This window comes from Pseudomonas sp. BW7P1 (assembly GCF_024981055.1).
GTDB lineage: Bacteria > Pseudomonadota > Gammaproteobacteria > Pseudomonadales > Pseudomonadaceae > Aquipseudomonas > Aquipseudomonas bananamidigenes.
On sequence record NZ_CP103374.1, the window covers coordinates 1,630,463 to 1,646,383 of the forward strand.

The following is a 15,921-nucleotide window of genomic DNA, read 5'->3' on the forward strand; positions in this document are numbered from 1 at the left end:
GAGCAGGCTCGCTCCCACAGTGGAGAATTGCCCGGGCGTTACAGCAATTCAAAGCTCTGCTGCGTCACGTCCTGGGAATCCAGGCCGATCTGCACGTTGAACTTGCCCGGCTCGGCGGCATATTTGAGCTGGGCGTTGTAGAACTTCAGGTCATCCTCGGTGATGGTGAAGTGCACGACTTTCTGTTCGCCGGCCTTGAGCATGATCTTCTGGAAGTTCTTCAGCTCCTTGACTGGGCGGATCATCGAACCGGTAACGTCCTGAATGTACAACTGCACCACGGTTTCGCCGTCACGCTTGCCGGTGTTTTTCACCGTGACACTGGCGTCGAGCTTGCCGGTGGCGTTCAGGGTGGTCGACGACAGTGCCATGTCGCTCAGGCTGAAATCGGTGTAGCTCAGGCCGTAACCGAACGGAAACAGCGGACCTGTGGTGTCATCGAAATACTGCGAGGTGTAGTTGCCCGGTTTGCCCGGCGTGAACGGCCGACCGATGCTCAGGTGGTTGTAGTAGGTCGGGATCTGGCCCACGGAACGCGGGAAGGTCACCGGCAGTTTGCCCGACGGGTTGTAGTCACCGAACAGCACGTCGGCGATGGCGTTGCCGCCCTCGGTGCCGCTGAACCAGGTTTCCAGGATCGCGTCAGCCTGTTCTTTCTCCTGAAGGATCGTCAGCGGACGACCGTTCATCAGCACCAGCACCAGCGGCTTGCCGGTGGCTTTCAGAGCGCGGATCAGCTCACGCTGATTCTCCGGGATGTTCAGGTCGGTGCGGCTCGAGGATTCGTGAGACATGCCACGGGATTCACCCACGGCGGCGACTACCACGTCGGCCTCTTTGGCGGCTTTTACCGCCTCGTCGATCAGCACGTTCGCCGGGCGCGGGTCATCGACCACTTCCGGGGCATCGAAGTTGAGGAAGTTCAGATAGTCGAGGACCTTCTTGTCGCTGGTGATGTTGGCACCACGGGCGTAGATCAGGTTCGACTTGTCGCCGATCACATTGCTCATGCCGTCGAACAGGGTCACCGATTGCGCCGGACGACCGGCGGCGGCCCAGCTGCCCATCATGTCGATCGGCGCCTTGGCCAGCGGGCCGACCAGCGCGACTCTGGCGGTTTTCTTCAACGGCAGGGTTTCGTTCCGGTTTGTCAGCAGCACCAGGCTGCGGCGGGCCACTTCACGGGCTTCGGCGCGGTGCAGGCGGCTGTCGGCGTAGGTGTCGGCCGGATCGTCTTCAGCCTTGCCGATGCGCAGGTACGGGTCCTTGAACAGGCCCATGTCGTACTTGGCGGCGAGGACTTCCCGTACGGCGTTGTCGATGTCTTTCTGTTCGATCTCGCCGGACTTGAGCAGCCCCGGCAGCTCTTTGCCGTACAGGGTGTCGTTCATGCTCATGTCGATGCCGGCCTTGATCGCCAGCTTCGCCGCTTCGCGACCGTCGGCGGCCACGCCGTGCTTGATCAGTTCGAAGATCGCGCCGTGGTCGCTGACCGCCAGGCCCTTGAAGCCCCACTCCTTGCGCAACAGGTCGTTCATCAGCCAGGTGTTGGCGGTGGCCGGGATGCCGTTGACCGAGTTCAGCGCGACCATCACGCCACCGGCGCCGGCATCGATGGCGGCGCGGTACGGCGGCAGATAGTCCTGGTACATCTTCACCGGGCTCATGTCCACGGTGTTGTAGTCGCGACCGCCTTCGACCGCGCCGTACAGCGCGAAATGCTTGACGCTGGCCATGATGCTGTCGGCCGCGCTCGGCGTGTCGCCCTGATAGGCCTTGACCATGACTTTGGCGATGCGCGACGTCAGGTAGGTGTCTTCACCGAAACCTTCGGAACTGCGGCCCCAGCGCGGGTCGCGGGAGATGTCGACCATCGGCGCGAAGGTGATGTCGAGGCTGTCGGCTGCGGCCTCTTTGGCGGCGATGCGCCCGGACTGGCCGATGGCATCCATGTCCCAGCTCGACGCCAGGGCCAGGGGAATCGGGAAAATCGTACGGTGACCGTGGATCACGTCGTACGCGAAAAACATCGGAATCTTCAGACGGCTGCGCATCGCAGCGTCCTGCATCGGACGGTTTTCCGGGCGGGTGATCGAGTTGAACGTGCCACCGATGTTGCCGGCAGCGATTTCTTTGCGGATCAGCTCGCGGGGCATTTCCGGGCCGATGCTGATCAGGCGCAACTGGCCGATCTTCTCGTCGAGGGTCATTTGTTTCATCAGGTTACTGATGAACGCGTCCTTGTTTTCCAGAGGTACCGGGGTCGTGGCAGCCAGTACTTGATGACTGGCCAGACTGACGAACAGGCCCAGCAAACACAGCTTCTTCATGAATAGTTTTCTCAAGGGCCTAAACGGCGTTACAACACCGGCCAGCCAAAATTTAGGGAGCGACTATTGTTGTTCGGGTGCTGATTCAAAAAACGACAGCCGAATAGACGGCGCCAATGTCGGCGACGTGATCGCGCAGGGCCTCTTTTTAGCCCATCGGCCCGCTGCAATCCAGTGGCGCGGCTGATTATGTCCCGGGAGCCGGCCCGGAAGGTCTGGTGTGTGGTCATTCATGTCATGTGCAAGGGAGCTTCGAAACGATGAATGTCAGTCCTGTCTACCGCTCGCGCTTGCAGGTCGCCACCTTGCTGGTGCTGGCCATGCTGTTGACCGCTTGCGGCATCAACAACATTCCCACCCTCGACGAGCAGGCCAAGGCCGCCTGGGGTCAGGTGCAGAACCAGTACCAGCGCCGCGCCGACCTGATCCCCAATCTGGTGGAAACCGTGAAGGGCTACGCGAAACACGAAGAGGCCACCCTGACGGCGGTGGTCGAGGCCCGGGCCAAGGCAACGTCGATCCAGGTCGATGCCAGCACCCTCGACAATCCGGAAAAGCTCAAGCAGTTCCAGCAGGCCCAGGATCAACTGACCGGTGCCTTGAGCCGGTTGATGGTGGTGTCCGAGCGTTATCCGGACCTGAAGGCCAACCAGAATTTCCTCGCCCTGCAATCGCAACTTGAAGGCACGGAGAACCGCATCGCCGTGGCGCGCCGGGATTTCATTCTGGCGGTGCAGAAATACAACACCGAGATCCGCACCTTCCCTGGCCGCCTGTGGCACAGCGTGATGTACAGCGATCTGCCGATCCGCGAGACCTTCGAAGCCACCAGCCCCGGCGCGGACAAGGCCCCGGAAGTGAAGTTCTGAGCCGGGGATGCCCATGGGTGCGTTGAAGTGGGGCCTGGTGCTGATGCTGTGGCTGTTCGCCGTCAGCGCCCGGGCCGAGTTGACCTTTCCGGCATTGACCGGACGGGTGGTGGACGATGCGCAAATGATCGAGCCGTCGGTGCGCGCGCAACTGAGCCAGCAACTGCAGGCCCACGAACAGGCCACCGGCGAGCAACTGGTGGTCGTGACGTTGCCGAATCTGCAAGGCGCCACTATCGAGGATTACGGCGTTGAACTCGGTCGGCGCTGGGGCATCGGCCAGAAGGACAAGAACAACGGCGCACTGTTGATCGTCGCCCGGGACGAGCGCAAGTTGCGCATCGAGGTCGGCTACGGGTTGGAGGACCGGTTGACCGATGCCCAGAGCTCGGTGATCATCCATCAGGTGATCACGCCGGCGTTCAAGACCGGTAATTTCAGCAAGGGCATCAGCGACGGCGTGGCGGCGATGCTGGTGGTGCTGGGCGGCAATCCGCTGGATGAACCGTCCACGGTGTACGAATCGTCTGGCGATCCTTCTGACGACTTTGTCTCGCGACACCCGGGAATATTCGTATTTCTGGTGATGTTGTTCATCCTGACTGTTTTTGTCTGCCAGATGCTCGGTATCCTTCCCGCCGGCCGGGGCGGGTCCGGAGGAGGGGGCGGCTTCGGTGGCGGTGGTTTTGGCGGCGGCGGTGGAGGCGGGGGCTTCAGCGGCGGCGGTGGCAGTTTCGGCGGGGGCGGTTCCTCCGGCGGCTGGTGATAACAAGAATGAGCAGGCATTTCACGACATGGCACTACTGACTGAACACGAACAACGCAAGGTCGCCGAGGCCATCGCCCGTGTCGAGCGCGACACCGACGCCGAACTGGTGACGGTGCTGGCGGCCCGCGCCGATGATTACGCGTACATTCCGTTGCTGTGGGCCAGTCTGCTGGCGCTGGTGGTGCCGGGCATTCTGCACTACCTGACCGGATGGCTGACGATGCACAGTCTGTTGCTGGTGCAGTGGATCAGTTTTGTCGTGCTGTGCCTGGTATTTCGCTTGCCCAAAGTCACCACTCATCTGGTCCCGCGCCACGTCCGGCACTGGCGCGCCTCGAACCTGGCGCGTCGGCAATTTCTCGAGCAGAACCTGCATCACACGGTGGGCAGCACCGGGATGTTGATTTTTGTCTGCGAGGCCGAGCGGTATGTGGAGATTCTGGTGGATGAAGGTATTTCCAGTCGGCTGGACGACAAAAGCTGGGACGCGATTGTCGCGGCGTTTACCGAGCAGGTGCGCCAGGGCCAGACGTTGCAGGGCTTCGTGACCTGCATAGAGGCGTGCGGCGAGTTGCTCAAGGTGCATGTGCCGGTGACGCAGGTGCGCAATGAATTGCCGAATCGGTTGGTGGTGTTGGGATAAGCCGTTCGGGAAAATAGCCGTGCCCTCAAACGCCATCCCCCCTTAAACTAGCGGCCATTCCCGATTTGCCCGTCCGAGGCCGTTTTCTGCATGTCTGCCACCGCCGTTTCCACCCCCGATCACCACGCCCGTTTCATCGAGTTGCTGCAAACCAGTCTCGAACAGAAGGGTTTCATCAAACTGGTGCTGGCCAGGTACGTCGGCGAAGAAGCGGATCTGCAGCGGATCATCATCAAACCGGTGACGGTCAAGGCGCAGCCTCATCTGTCATTCGTCTATCGCTACAAGACTCGCGACATCACCAAGAACCTGCCGCTGACCGAGGCGGTGGCGACGATTGCAGGGCTGCTGCCGGCGGCTTTCAAGAACGCGCATTTGCTGACGCTGACGGATGAAGCCCAGCTCGAATACAGCAAAAAGGGCAAGAGTTCGCTGTTCATGAGCAAGCCCCAGCAATTGCGCGAAGTGCCGTCCGCCGGGCACAACCGCGAGAAAAACCGCTTCCTCGAGTTGAGTCGCCCGTTCCTCAAGGATCTGGGTGTGACCAACGCGCAACACGAGCTGATTCCGGCGATGTCGCGCAAGTGGAAGCAGATCAACAAGTTCATCGAAGTCTTCAGCCATGCGCTGACTTCATCGCCCCTGGCCCTGGACAAACCGGTACGGGTGGCGGATTTCGGTTCAGGCAAGGGTTACCTGACCTTCGCCATTCATGACTATCTGCGCAACACCCTGAAGGCCGAGGGCGAAGTCACCGGCGTCGAACTGCGCGAAGAAATGGTCAACCTGTGCAATGCCGCCGCGCAGAAACTCGAACATCCCGGGCTTGTGTTCAAGTGCGGCGATGTGCGCAGCGTGGCGCCGAGCGAACTGGAGGTGATGATCGCGCTGCATGCCTGCGACATCGCCACCGACTACGCGATCCACACCGGCATCCGCTCCGGCGCGTCGATCATCATGTGCTCGCCGTGCTGCCACAAACAGATCCGCCTGCAGATCCAGAGCCCGGCGCTGCTCAAGCCGATGCTGCAATACGGCCTGCATCTGGGGCAACAGGCGGAAATGGTCACTGACAGTCTGCGTGCACTGTTCCTGGAAGCTTGCGGTTATGAGACCAAGGTCTTCGAGTTCATTTCGCTGGAACACACCAACAAGAACAAAATGATCCTCGCCGTGAAGCGCGCCGAGCCGGTGGACCCGGCCCGGTTGCTGGTGAAGATCCAGGAACTCAAGGCGTTCTACCACATCAGCGAGCATTGCCTGGAAACCCTGCTGCTCGCCGATGGCCTGCTGCCGCTCAACGCTTGAGCTGAACCCCGGCCGGTAACGTGCCCGGTTGAGCCGGGCGCACCGCGGTCTTGCGCCCGAGCATCACTGTCGCGATCACCCCGCAGGCGAACAGCCAGGTGATCGGCTCCACGTGCTCACCGAAGAGCAGCGCGGAAAACGCGATGGTGAAGAAGATCTGCAACAGCTGGATCTGACTGACCCGGGCAATGCCGCCCATGGCCAGCCCGGCGTACCAGGCGAAGAAACCCAGGAACTGCGAAAACAGCGCGACGTAACCGAAGGCCCACCAGGTTTTCGCCGACACCGCACCCTGATGCTGGAACGCCAGGTACAGCACCGGGCCGATCAGCAACGGTGTCGACAGCACCAGCGCCCAGCAGATCACTTGCCAGCCACCCATCTCCCGGGCCAGGCGCCCGCCCTCGGCATAACCCAGACCGCCCACCGCAATCGCACCCAACATCAGCAAATCCCCGGCCTGAATGCTGCCGGCGCCGGTGTACAACGCATAACCCAGCACCAGCGCACTGCCCAACGCGGCGCAGGCCCAGAAGGCTTTCGACGGCCGCTCATGGGACAGCCACGCCGCGTACAGCGCCACGCACAGCGGCTGCAAACCGTTGACCAGCGCGCCGTGGGACGCCGGCAAGGTCTGCATGGCCCAGGCCGATAGCACCGGGAACCCGAGAATCACCCCGGCGATCACCAGGCTCAGGCCTTTGATCTGTTTCCAGGTGGGCCACTTTTCCCGTCGCCACAACAGCAGCAATGCTGCCGGAATCGCCGCGAACAATGCGTGGCCCAGGCCGTTGAGCAACGGGTGCAGTTCCTGCACGACGATGCGGGTGAAGGGCAGGGTGAGGCTGAAAATCACAACGCCGAGCAGGCCCAGGGCCATGCCGGTGTTTTCGCGCGAAGACATGATGGCAACCAGATTCGAAGATGACAGGGAGGAGGCTTCATCTAGCCACAAACCTCGCGTATCACGCTGTTACAGTCCTGCACAGAGTTAGCCGTACAGTTAGGGTAATGCCCGTGGCGAGGGAGCTTGCTCCCGCTGGGCGCAAAGCGGCCTTGATGTGCGTTCAGGCTCGCGTCTGCTGCGCAGTCGAGCGGGAGCAGGCTCCCTCGTCACGAATTGGACTACTTTGAATACTCCTGTGCATTTACCAGAGGAGCCCTGTCCATGGCCGCGAAAAAGATTCTGATGCTGGTCGGCGATTACGTTGAAGACTACGAAGTGATGGTGCCGTTCCAGGCCCTGCAGATGGTCGGGCACACCGTGCACGCCGTGTGCCCCGATAAAGCTGCCGGCAAGACCGTGCGCACCGCGATCCATGATTTCGAAGGCGATCAGACCTACAGCGAAAAACCCGGTCACCAGTTCGCCCTGAATTTCGATTTCGCCAGAGTCGATGCCAAGGATTACGACGCACTGCTGGTGCCCGGCGGCCGTGCGCCGGAATATCTACGCCTGAACGAAAAAGTCCTGGAACTGGTGCGAGCCTTCGACAAGGCCGGCAAGCCGATTGCTGCCGTCTGTCACGGTGCGCAACTGCTGGCGGCGGCGGGGATTCTTGAAGGGCGTGAGTGCAGCGCCTACCCGGCCTGTGCCCCGGAAGTGCGACTGGCCGGTGGCACCTACATCGATATTCCGGTCACGGACGGTCATGTGCAGGGCAATCTGGCCACCGCGCCTGCCTGGCCGGCGCACCCGAACTGGCTGGCGGGTTTCCTCGGGCTGCTTGGAACCAAAATCACCCTGTGACCCATCGATAAGGAGATACACCATGTCCGGATGGTATGAGTTGAGCAAAAGCAGCAATGGCCAGTTCAGGTTCGTACTGAAAGCGGCGAATGCCGAAACCATTCTGACCAGCGAGCTGTACACCAGCCGCACGGCCGCCGAAAACGGCATCGCTTCGGTGCAAGCGAACAGCCCGCTGGATGAACGCTACGAGAAAAAATCGACGAAGGACGGCCATCCCTACTTCAACCTCAAGGCAGCCAATCACCAGATCATCGGTAGCAGCGAGTCCTATTCGTCGGAGGCGGCGTGCGCCAAAGGCATCGCCGCTGTGAAGGCCAATGGACCGACCAAGGTAATCAAGGACAAAACCCTGCCGGTACTTTGAATCCAGCACAAAACCCTGTGGGAGCGAGCATGCTCCCACAGGGATGGTGTGTACCCTGAAGTCAGCTCAGGGTTTTGAGAATGCCCTGCAACTGGCTGCGCCCGGCCTCGTTCAACGGGAACACCGGCAAGCGCGGATCGCCGGCTTCCAGATCGGTCAGGCGCAAACCTGCCTTGATCGTCGCCGGCAAACCGCCCTTGAGGATGAAATCCAGCAGCGGCAACTGGCGATAGAACAACTCCCGTGCCTTGCCCAGATCCCCCGCCAGTGTGGCTTCGTACAGATCCAGGTTGAGTTGCGGGATCAGGTTCGGGGCCGCGGTGCACCAGCCCTTGGCGCCAGCGGCGAACGCTTCCAGCGCCAGCGGGTTGCAGCCGTTGTAGAACGGCACCCGGCCTTCGCCGAGCAGTTGCAGCTTGTGCATGCGCTGGATGTCGCCGGTGCTCTCCTTGACCATGGTCACGTTTTCCACGCCGTTGACGATGCGCAGGATCAGCTCCACCGACATGTCGGTGCCGCTGGTGGCCGGGTTGTTGTAGAGCATGATCGGCACGCCGATGCTATCGCCGATGGCGCGGTAGTGGGCCAGGATTTCCGCTTCGCTGAGCTTCCAGTAAGAGGTCGGCAGCACCATTACCACGTCGGCGCCGTGGGCCTCGGCGAAGCGTGCGCGACGCACGGCTTTGGCGGTGGTCAGGTCGGAGACACTGACCACGGTCGGTACCCGTCCGGCGACGTGTTTGATGCTGAACTCGGCGACCTGGTCCCACTCCGCATCGCTCAGGTAGGCGCCTTCGCCGGTGCTGCCCAGCGGTGCGATGGCGTGGACGCCGCCGGCGATCAGACGATCGATCGAGCGGCCGAGGGCCGGCAGGTCAAGGCCTTCGCCATGGGCGCCGAACGGGGTGATGGTGTAGCCGATGATGCCGTGAATGTTGGTCATGTGAGTGCTCCGCAAGGATGGGCTGTTCAGTTCAGGCAATCGGCGTGCTGGCGCAGGTTCTGCCGGGCGTAGTAGTTGAAGGCAGCGGCGTGGCGCTTGGGTTTCGACACCCAGTCATGCGCCTCGCGCCCCAATTCGGGAATGATCGGTTTGATCGTGCCGGCGGCCATGGCCAGCAGTTGCAGTCTGGCGGCGCGCTCGATCAATTGGGCGATGACACAGGCTTCCTCGATGGTCGCCCCGGTAGACAGCTGACCGTGGTGGGAAAGCAGGATCGCCCGCTTGTCGCCCAACGCGCCGGCAATCAGTTCGCCTTCTTCGTTGCCCACCGGAACGCCGGGCCAGCCTTCAAGGAATGCGCAGTCTTCGTACAGCGGGCACAGGTCCATGTGGGAAATCTGCAGTGGTACTTCCAGCATCGACAGCGCGGCGATGTGCGTCGGGTGAGTGTGGATGATGCAGTTCACATCCGGCCTGGCGCGGTACACCCAGCTGTGGAAACGGTTGGCCGGGTTGGCCATGCCATGGCCTTCGAGCACTTCCAGGTCTTCGTTGACCAGCAGCAGATTGCTCGCGGTGATTTCATCGAATCCCAGCCCCAGTTGCTGGGTGTAGTAAGTGCCCGGCTGCGGGCCACGGGCGGTGATCTGCCCGGCAAGGCCCGAGTCATGGCCGTTTTCGAAGAGGATCCGGCAGGTCAGGGCCAGCTTTTGCCGGTCCGTCCACGTATTATCCGCCAGGGTGTTTTGCATCTGTGTCAGCGCTTGCCTGACCAGTTGGTCTTTGGGGAGTGTTAATGTCTTGGCCATATCGGTGTCCTGTGGTGGTTGCACATGAATGACACTTAAGAGGCTATATGACACTTTGTGTCATTGGCAAGGGCAAATCGTCTTTCCTCTGCTGGAATAATCGCTGCGCATGTCTATCCGTTTGAAATTATTGAGAAAAAAACTTGGTGTAACCCTTGAGGCGCTGGCCGAAAAATCCGGCATGACCAAGAGTTACCTGTCGAAGGTCGAGCGCGGCTTGAACACGCCGTCGATTGCCGCCGCGTTGAAACTGGCGAAAGCGCTGAACGTGAAAGTCGAGGAATTGTTCTCCGAAGACAACGTCAGCCTCGACAGCTACAGCCTGGTGCGCAGCCATGAGCGTCAGTCGCTGGCGGCCAACGATCACAGCCCCGGTTACGCGGTGCTGGCTCACCAGGTCAGCGAGCGCAGTCTGTTGCCGTTCATCATCTATCCGCCGACCGAATTCACTGACAAGACCTTCAAGGAACACTTGGGCGAGGAGTTTCTGTTCGTCCATGAAGGCCGGGTCGAAGTGGATTTCATGAACGAACGGGTACTGCTGGAGCGGGGCGATGCGCTGCACTTCAATGCGCAGAAACCGCACCGGATCCGCTCGGTGGGCGAGGAGCAGGCGCAGCTGCTGGTGGTGGTGCACAGCAGCGAGGAATGATCAGTCCTCGACCGGCACCGATAGCTTCGGGTTGCCCAGGGCATGGGACTTCGAGTCAAAGAACCGCAGTTCCACGCCGGTTTCGTCGAACACCTTCGCGTAATGCCGTTTCTGGTGCTGGATGAATGCCGCACTGCGCGGGTAGATCGAGATCGCCACGGTTTTCGGTTTTGCCAGGCGCAGGGCACGCACGATGTGTGCATCCTGCTCGCCGAGGGCATGGCCGAAGATGCACAGGCTGTCACCGTGCCCCAGTAACTGGTCGTAGCAGAACGACAGGTAATCCGAACTGCGGATAGTCTTGAGTTTGTCTGCGCTCGGCCCTTCGTTGACGAACAGCGGTACGTCGTCGAGGGTCTTGAGGGTGTTGTTGATCGCAAAGTTGCCCAGCAGCGTGCCTTCGGTGGCGGTCAGCTTGCGGGCGCTGCCGTCCAGGTTGCGCACCAGATGCAGGCCGCCGTGCAGGTACAGCAGACGGGGCTTGTCGCTGCGGCTTGCGCACAGATCGAAGTTGGCGTCGGGGCCGTTGAACAGATCGTCGATGGCGTCGCTGTCGTGTTGCAGGGCCCAGTAGTTGAGCAGGTCGTAATTGGTGGTGAACACCGTGCGATAGCTTGCCAGTTCGTTGTTCAGCGTAGCCAGAGTCGAGGTTTCAATCAGCCGCCACGGAATATGCACCGCGTGGACGGTGTTGATCAGCGCTTCCTTGATCGCGTAGTAGCGGTTGCGCGGTGCAGCGGAACTGACGGCCAGCGCCTTGTTGACCCGGCTGGTGGTTTTCAACGCGCCGAGCACCTGCTCGAAACTGCGTGTCTGCAGGGCGTCGAACACGCTCAGTTCCGACGGGGTCAACGGTTTTTCCTCCACTGTGCGGGCGTTTTCGAACAGCGAGTCATAGCCGAAATCGTCCCATACTGTGCGGCTGGCGCCGTTGCCCACCAGCAAACCGCTGAAGTCGGTGGTGGCGCGTAACGCGTTCCAGTCTTCGAGGGTAGCGTCGACATCCAGAAAATCGGTCATTGCAGGGCACGTCTCAAAACAAGGGGCAGATGGGCGGCGACTTTATCACGAGCGGGTATTGAGCCAGATCAACATCCGCCGTGACCGATCGGTCGATCCTGTATGCATCCGCCGGATCGCAGGAGTCGAACCGGCCCCTGTCAGGAGACGCGCCATGAGCAGCACCTTTTTCATTCCCGCGGTAAACGTAATGGGCAGCGGCTGCCTCGACGACGCCATGAATGCCATCCGCAACTACGGTTTTCGCAAGGCGCTGATCGTCACCGACGCGGGCCTGGCCAAGGCTGGCGTGGCAACGATGATCGCCGAGAAACTGGCGATGCAGGACATTGATTCGGTGATCTTCGACGGTGCCAGACCCAACCCGAGCACCGCCAACGTCGAGGCCGGGCTGGCGCTGCTAAAGGACAGCCGCTGCGATTTCGTTGTCTCCCTCGGCGGCGGCTCGCCCCATGACTGCGCCAAGGGCATCGCGCTGTGCGCGACCAACGGCGGGCAGATCCGTGATTACGAAGGCGTCGATCAGTCGGCCAAGCCGCAATTGCCGTTGATCGCCATCAACACCACCGCCGGCACGGCCAGTGAGATGACCCGTTTCTGCATCATCACCGACGAAACCCGGCACGTGAAAATGGCCATCGTCGACCGCAACGTCACGCCGCTGCTGTCGGTCAACGACCCGGCGCTGATGGTCGCCATGCCGAAAAGCCTGACCGCCGCCACCGGCATGGACGCACTGACCCATGCCATCGAAGCCTATGTGTCCACTGCGGCCAACCCGATCACCGACGCCTGCGCGCTGAAAGCGATGACTCTGATCAGCAACAACCTGCGTCTGGCGGTACGTGACGGCAGCGATCTGGCGGCGCGGGAAAACATGGCGTATGCGCAGTTCCTCGCCGGCATGGCATTCAACAACGCGTCCCTTGGTTACGTGCATGCGATGGCGCACCAGTTGGGCGGTTTCTACGACCTGCCGCACGGGGTGTGCAATGCGGTGTTGCTGCCCCACGTGCAGACGTTCAACGCGCTGGTGTGCGCCGATCGCCTCACCGATGTGGCTCACGCCATGGGCGCCGACATTCGTGGTTTCAGCCCGGAGGAGGGCGCAAAAGCTGCGATTGACGCGATCCGCTGCCTGGCCAGGGACGTCGACATCCCCGGTGGCTTGCGCGACCTCGGCGCCAAATGCACTGACATCCCGGTACTCGCCGCCAATGCCCTGAAAGACGCCTGCGGTTTCACCAACCCTCGGGCGGCGGATCAACGGCAGATCGAGGAGATTTTCCGCAGCGCGTTTTAAGCGGACTGACGATCGGGCGCGAACCTCGTGCAGAGCACCGCGCCCAACGCCAGAGCGCAACACAGCAACGCCAGCGGCCACGCTTGCGGACCGGCGAACAGGCTGGCCACGGCGCCAATCAGCGCGGCCATCAGTTGGTGGATGAAACCGCTCAAGGCCATCGCGTAGGCCCCGGCAACCGGCGCTCCATCGTTGGCCCGTGACAGGCTGATCGGATAGTTCAACGACTGGCCGAACACGGCGACGCAGTAAGGCAACCAAAGCAGCCAGGCAACGGAGCTGGCCAACAGGCTGCCTGCCAGCATCACCCCGCTTCCGGCCATCACCAGGCCCACACCCAACGTCATCAACCGGTGCTGACCGGTACGCAGCACAAAGCGATTGACCGCCAGCGCCCCCAGAAAATAGGCCGCGCTGATCGGCCAGCCCAACAGTCCGTATTCGGTCGTCGACCAACCGAACGGACCTTGCAGAATCAATGGCGCAGCGCTGTTGAACGCGATGATCACGCCATAACCCAGGCCGCCCGCGAGCGCCGGCAGAAGAAACGCCCGATGGCTCAGGATTGCTCCGTAGACCGCCCAGGACGAAGCGCTTGCCGGCGTGTCGACGAGTTGCGGAAAACCCAGACGCGAGACAAGCGCGGCCATCGACAGGCTGAGCGCACCCAGCAGATAGAAGATCGCCGGCCAGCCCAGCGTCACCTGAATCAGTGAGCCGGCGTATTGTCCGATCCCGAGTGCCACCACGAACGAAATCGAAATCCACGACAACGCCTTGGCCAGCAGATCACCCCGGAAGCTGTCACGGATCAGCACCCGCGCCATCACCGAAATGCCGCTGGCGCCGATCCCCTGAAGCAGTCGCAGCAGCAGGAATGACGCCAGCGTCGAGCCCAGGGGCAACGCCAGATTCGCCAGCCCGTAGATTCCCAGCGCCGCCAGCAGCACCGGTTTGCGCCCGATGCGTTGTGCAAGGCTGCCCCAAAGCAGCATCGGCAGCGCCATGCCGATCAGGTACAGCGACAGGCCCCAGGCTACCTGCGTTGCATCGATGTGCAGGTGCTTGGCGATCTGCGGCAACGCCGGCAGATAAATGCTCATGCCCAGTTGGGCGAGGAACACGGTGGAGCAGGTAAGAAGCAGGATGAGGCCGGGGTTCATGAGTCGTCCGTGCAGGCTCAGTGGTCGCGATGGCCGCGGTGAGTCAGAAACAATCCGATGATCACATCACAGAAGTGGTGGATCAGTGTCGATTCCATATCGGCGCGCAATGTAACGCGAATCGCGGCTTTACCTTGAGCCACCACCGGAAAAAATACCGCGCTGGTGAAAAAGCCGTGCTCGGCCAGTTCTATGGCAATACGCGTGGCCAGGGTGGCCTCACCGCAATTGATCAAGCGAATGGCCATGGAGCTGCCATGCTGTTCGGTGCTCAGAAGACTGTCGAACAGGCGAATGTTGGCCTGGAGCCGAACCTGCAGTGCGCGCAGTTCAGCACTGCGATGCAACTGGATCGAAGCAAGGCCAGCGCCGATGGCGGCGCAATTGAGGCTTTGCGACCAGTTGCTCGGCCCGCCGTAACGCTGAATCAACGTCCTCTGCCGCTCATTCCCCAACATCACCAGACCGCCGCTGGCCCCGAACGATTTGGCCAGTGACGCGACGATCAGACAGTCCTCTTCCAAAGCCGGCATTCTTGGCCGCACCAGTCCGGCCCCGTTGTTGCCGACCGCCGACAGCGCATGGGAGTCGTCCAGATAAAGGAACAGGCCGTAACGTTCTTTCAGGTACAGCAGACCGTCCAGATTGGCGACGCCGCCCATGCTGTAGGCACCGTCGGCAACGTAGGCGACCGTGGCATGGCGCTGGCACACCGATTCGAGAAAATCCATGTCGTTATGGGGACAGGTCAATACGAGGGTTTCATCGGCGCAACTGGCCTTCAGTTGGTTCATCGAATAGTGCGCCAGACGATCAAACACCATCACCGGCGGGCGGTTGTGCGTGAACACCCCACTGGCCAGCAATGGCAGGATCCCGGCACTGGCGGCGCTGCAGGACAGACTGCTCAGGCACACGGCACCGAACAGTTCAGACAGTTCGCATTCGTAACGATCGAGCAGCGCCAGTTTGCAACGGTTTTTAGAGTTGGCGATCCGTAGCGTGCCGGTTTCCCGCAGTGCCGAGATGGCGCCTTCAAGCAGGGCCGGGTGGTGATCGAGGCCCAGGTAGGACGTGGTGCAAAAGTGATGGAAGGAGCGCCCGTGCTGATCGACCAGTTCGTTGCAGCCTTTGACTTCGACATTGAGGGCGGCGATTTTTCCGGCTTCGGCGGCGTCCCAGTCGTGGTCCGCCAGAGTGATGACCTTGCGATAGTGAGTGAAGGTGTGGGCGGCGGTATCGGACAGATGATTCACGGCAGCTCTCCTTGAGCATGGCAATCCATGGGATGTTGCAATTTGTGTGTGTTGCCAGACTTTACAGAGCGCGATACCGGGTCAGAATCGGTCATATCTGATAGCGCTGAGGGGCGTTGGAGTTTTGTTTGTAGGGCAATGCCAGGCAGGAGCGTCAGATCGTGAAACGCCTGACGACCCCCGGGTGATGACTCATCCTGTCGTCACAGCGCTTTTTTCTATCGCAGTGGAAAACTGGATCAACAGCACACCGGCGATCAACAGCATTGCCCCGAAAACCCGTGGCAAGGTCAGTTGTTTTTCCAGCAGGCCGAATAACCCGAAGTGATCCAGCACCATCGACGCCAGGACCTGCCCGGCCAGGGCCAGCGCGACGAACCCCGATGCCCCGAGCTTCGGCACCAGCACCACCGCCAATGCCACGAAGCACACCCCGAAAGCGCCACCGGCCCACATCCACAGCGGCGCCTTGCCGATGAATGCCAGCGATGGCAATGGCAAGCGCAGTGCAACAATCACCGGCAACAGAACCAGCACGCTGACCAGCAAGGACGCCAAGGTCGCCCACAAGGGATGGCCCAACCCTCGGGCCAGATTGGTATTGATTGCACTTTGAAACGGGACGACGGCCCCGGCCACTGCCGCCAGCAGCAACAGACCGGCCCAATGCAAGGTACTCATAATCGTGCTCCAGCAAGGTTTTGCTGGACTCTAAGGTATTCGTCGCGCAGATTTAAAT

At 61.3% G+C, this 15,921-nt stretch carries 17 protein-coding genes; 9 read left to right on the forward strand and 8 right to left on the reverse strand.

Going from position 1 to position 15,921, the window contains the following annotated elements; genetic code table 11:
* Nucleotides 1-38: 38 nt before the first annotated feature.
* Nucleotides 39-2,330: a beta-glucosidase BglX gene (gene bglX / locus NWV16_RS07325; protein WP_260522519.1), complete on the reverse strand. Its 2,292-nt coding sequence runs from the start codon at nt 2,328-2,330 to the stop codon at nt 39-41.
* Between bglX and NWV16_RS07330 the strand changes: the two genes are divergently transcribed.
* The 5 genes from NWV16_RS07330 to NWV16_RS07350 all read left to right on the forward strand — a co-directional run bounded on the left by NWV16_RS07330 (nt 2,329) and on the right by NWV16_RS07350 (nt 5,919).
* A complete protein-coding gene (locus NWV16_RS07330) occupies nt 2,329-2,517 on the forward strand; it encodes a hypothetical protein (protein WP_141676545.1) in 189 nt (62 codons plus the stop codon). The two genes, bglX and NWV16_RS07330, sit on opposite strands and share 2 nt — an antisense overlap.
* Nucleotides 2,518-2,590: 73 nt before the next feature.
* Entirely contained in the window at nt 2,591-3,199 is a 609-nt protein-coding gene (locus NWV16_RS07335) for a LemA family protein (RefSeq protein ID WP_065257594.1), read from the forward strand.
* Between the two features lie 13 nt (nt 3,200-3,212).
* Entirely contained in the window at nt 3,213-3,965 is a 753-nt protein-coding gene (locus NWV16_RS07340) for a YgcG family protein (protein ID WP_260522520.1), read from the forward strand.
* Nucleotides 3,966-3,993: 28 nt separating this feature from the next.
* Nucleotides 3,994-4,611 (forward strand): TPM domain-containing protein, encoded by a 618-nt coding sequence (locus NWV16_RS07345; protein WP_260522521.1) that lies wholly within the window; start codon nt 3,994-3,996, stop codon nt 4,609-4,611.
* Nucleotides 4,612-4,701: 90 nt separating this feature from the next.
* Nucleotides 4,702-5,919, forward strand: coding sequence for an SAM-dependent methyltransferase (locus tag NWV16_RS07350; protein ID WP_260522522.1), 1,218 nt, complete (start codon nt 4,702-4,704; stop codon nt 5,917-5,919).
* Here NWV16_RS07350 and NWV16_RS07355 read toward each other — a convergent pair.
* The gene (locus tag NWV16_RS07355) at nt 5,909-6,823 is read right to left on the reverse strand and encodes a DMT family transporter (RefSeq protein ID WP_260522523.1); all 915 of its coding nucleotides are present in this window, start codon (nt 6,821-6,823) and stop codon (nt 5,909-5,911) included. The genes NWV16_RS07350 and NWV16_RS07355 overlap by 11 nt on opposite strands.
* Nucleotides 6,824-7,087: 264 nt before the next feature.
* On the opposite strand from NWV16_RS07355, the gene NWV16_RS07360 reads away from it, so the two are divergent.
* Nucleotides 7,088-7,669 carry a DJ-1/PfpI family protein gene (locus NWV16_RS07360; protein ID WP_260522524.1) on the forward strand — a complete coding sequence of 194 codons (582 nt, stop codon included), beginning with the start codon at nt 7,088-7,090 and terminating at the stop codon, nt 7,667-7,669.
* 22 nt (nt 7,670-7,691) lie between these two features.
* A complete protein-coding gene (locus tag NWV16_RS07365; RefSeq protein WP_260522525.1) occupies nt 7,692-8,036 on the forward strand; it encodes a YegP family protein in 345 nt (114 codons plus the stop codon).
* 61 nt (nt 8,037-8,097) lie between these two features.
* On the opposite strand, the gene NWV16_RS07370 is transcribed toward NWV16_RS07365, so the two are convergent.
* Entirely contained in the window at nt 8,098-8,979 is an 882-nt protein-coding gene (locus NWV16_RS07370) for a dihydrodipicolinate synthase family protein (protein ID WP_260522526.1), read from the reverse strand.
* A gap of 26 nt (nt 8,980-9,005) precedes the next feature.
* On the reverse strand, nt 9,006-9,788 hold the full coding sequence (locus NWV16_RS07375; protein ID WP_260522527.1) for an aldolase: 783 nt from the start codon (nt 9,786-9,788) through the stop codon (nt 9,006-9,008).
* 109 nt (nt 9,789-9,897) lie between these two features.
* Here NWV16_RS07375 and NWV16_RS07380 point away from each other — a divergent pair, with 109 nt between their 5' ends.
* A complete protein-coding gene (locus NWV16_RS07380) occupies nt 9,898-10,440 on the forward strand; it encodes a helix-turn-helix domain-containing protein (protein ID WP_085710196.1) in 543 nt (180 codons plus the stop codon).
* Here NWV16_RS07380 and NWV16_RS07385 read toward each other — a convergent pair whose 3' ends face one another.
* Nucleotides 10,441-11,460 (reverse strand): DUF4917 family protein, encoded by a 1,020-nt coding sequence (locus NWV16_RS07385; RefSeq protein ID WP_260522528.1) that lies wholly within the window; start codon nt 11,458-11,460, stop codon nt 10,441-10,443.
* Nucleotides 11,461-11,614: 154 nt separating this feature from the next.
* On the opposite strand from NWV16_RS07385, the gene yiaY reads away from it, so the two are divergent.
* Entirely contained in the window at nt 11,615-12,763 is a 1,149-nt protein-coding gene (gene yiaY, locus NWV16_RS07390) for an L-threonine dehydrogenase (protein ID WP_260522529.1), read from the forward strand.
* Here the strand turns inward: yiaY and NWV16_RS07395 are convergent.
* From NWV16_RS07395 to NWV16_RS07405, 3 genes are all read right to left on the reverse strand, one after another.
* Complete coding sequence (locus NWV16_RS07395) at nt 12,760-13,926, reverse strand: MFS transporter (protein WP_260522530.1); 1,167 nt, start codon at nt 13,924-13,926, stop codon at nt 12,760-12,762. The genes yiaY and NWV16_RS07395 overlap by 4 nt on opposite strands.
* 17 nt (nt 13,927-13,943) lie before the next feature.
* Nucleotides 13,944-15,173, reverse strand: a complete 1,230-nt coding sequence (locus NWV16_RS07400) for an aminotransferase class I/II-fold pyridoxal phosphate-dependent enzyme (protein WP_260523492.1) — start codon at nt 15,171-15,173, stop codon at nt 13,944-13,946.
* Between the two features lie 201 nt (nt 15,174-15,374).
* Complete coding sequence (locus NWV16_RS07405) at nt 15,375-15,863, reverse strand: DMT family transporter (protein ID WP_260522531.1); 489 nt, start codon at nt 15,861-15,863, stop codon at nt 15,375-15,377.
* Between the last annotated feature and the right edge of the window lie 58 nt (nt 15,864-15,921).